The 1148-nt window shown below is 46.6% G+C and carries 1 protein-coding gene; it reads right to left on the bottom strand.

Annotation, left to right across the window (positions count from 1 at the left end; all coding sequences use genetic code 11):
* Window positions 1-76 precede the first annotated feature (76 nt).
* Window positions 77-1108 (bottom strand): branched-chain amino acid aminotransferase, encoded by a 1032-nt coding sequence (locus tag FHQ30_RS12925; protein ID WP_139611508.1) that lies wholly within the window; start codon window positions 1106-1108, stop codon window positions 77-79.
* Between the last annotated feature and the right edge of the window lie 40 nt (window positions 1109-1148).

Below are 1148 nucleotides of genomic sequence, written 5' to 3'. Positions count from 1 at the left end.
AAAGTGCGGTTGAAAATCAAACCGCACTTGAATGGAAACTGATACAAATGCGGTTTGAAGAGAAGTTAGCAAAAAATTAAACCTTGACGATCCAGCCGTCCGGCGCAATCACATCGCCAAATTGGATTCCGGTCAGTTCTTGATACAGCTTTTGGGTGATCGGTCCAACTTCGGTTTCGGAATAAAACACATGAAAATGCTCATCGTTTTGAATGCCGCCAATCGGGGTGATCACCGCTGCTGTGCCACAGGCGCCAGCTTCAGTGAATTGATCCAATTGATCAATATATACATCACCTTCCACCGCTTTCAAGCCCAAACGCTGTTCTGCCAAATAGAGTAGCGAATATTTGGTAATACTCGGCAGAATCGACGGAGAAAGTGGGGTGACAAATTCATTGTTTTTGCTGATACCGAAAAAGTTAGCTGAGCCGACCTCTTCGATTTTAGTATGCGTTTTCGGATCCAAATAGATACAATCGCCAAAATTGTGTGCTTTGGCTTCAGCGCCCGGCAGCAGACTGGCGGCATAATTGCCACCGACTTTGGCGGCGCCGGTGCCTTGTGGCGCTGCGCGATCATAGTCGGAAATGATGAAATTGGTCGGCTTCATGCCGCCTTTGAAATAAGCCCCGACCGGACAGCAGAAGATCGAAAAAATATATTCCGGCGCAGCGTGCACGCCAATATTGTCGCCAACGCCGATGAGAAACGGACGCAAATACAGGGTAGCGCCACTGCCGTAAGGGCCGACAAATTTCTCATTAGCTTTCACCACTTGTTTACAGGCATCAACAAACATCTCCACCGGCACTTGCGGCATCAGCAAGCGTTGACAACTGCGCTGCATGCGTTTGGCATTTTCATCCGGTCGGAACAGGTTAATACTGCCGTCTTTACAACGATAGGCTTTCAAGCCTTCAAAGCACTGTTGTCCATAGTGAAGTGCGGTCGAGCCTTCGCTGATGTGTAAGGTGTTGTCCGTGGTTAATTCGCCTTGGCTCCATTGACCGTCTTTCCAATGGGCAATATAACGAAAATCAGTTTTAATGTAACTAAAACCTAAATTGGACCAGTCAAATAAAGTGTCGGATACAGGTTGGTTCATAGGGTTTCCTCAATATATTGATAAAATATAAACAAAGATC

The organism is Testudinibacter sp. 'clade 2', assembly GCF_006227735.1.
In the GTDB taxonomy this organism is placed as follows: domain Bacteria; phylum Pseudomonadota; class Gammaproteobacteria; order Enterobacterales; family Pasteurellaceae; genus Chelonobacter.
The sequence above is the reverse complement of the archived record's forward strand: the minus strand, read 5'-3'. Positions and strand labels throughout refer to the sequence as shown.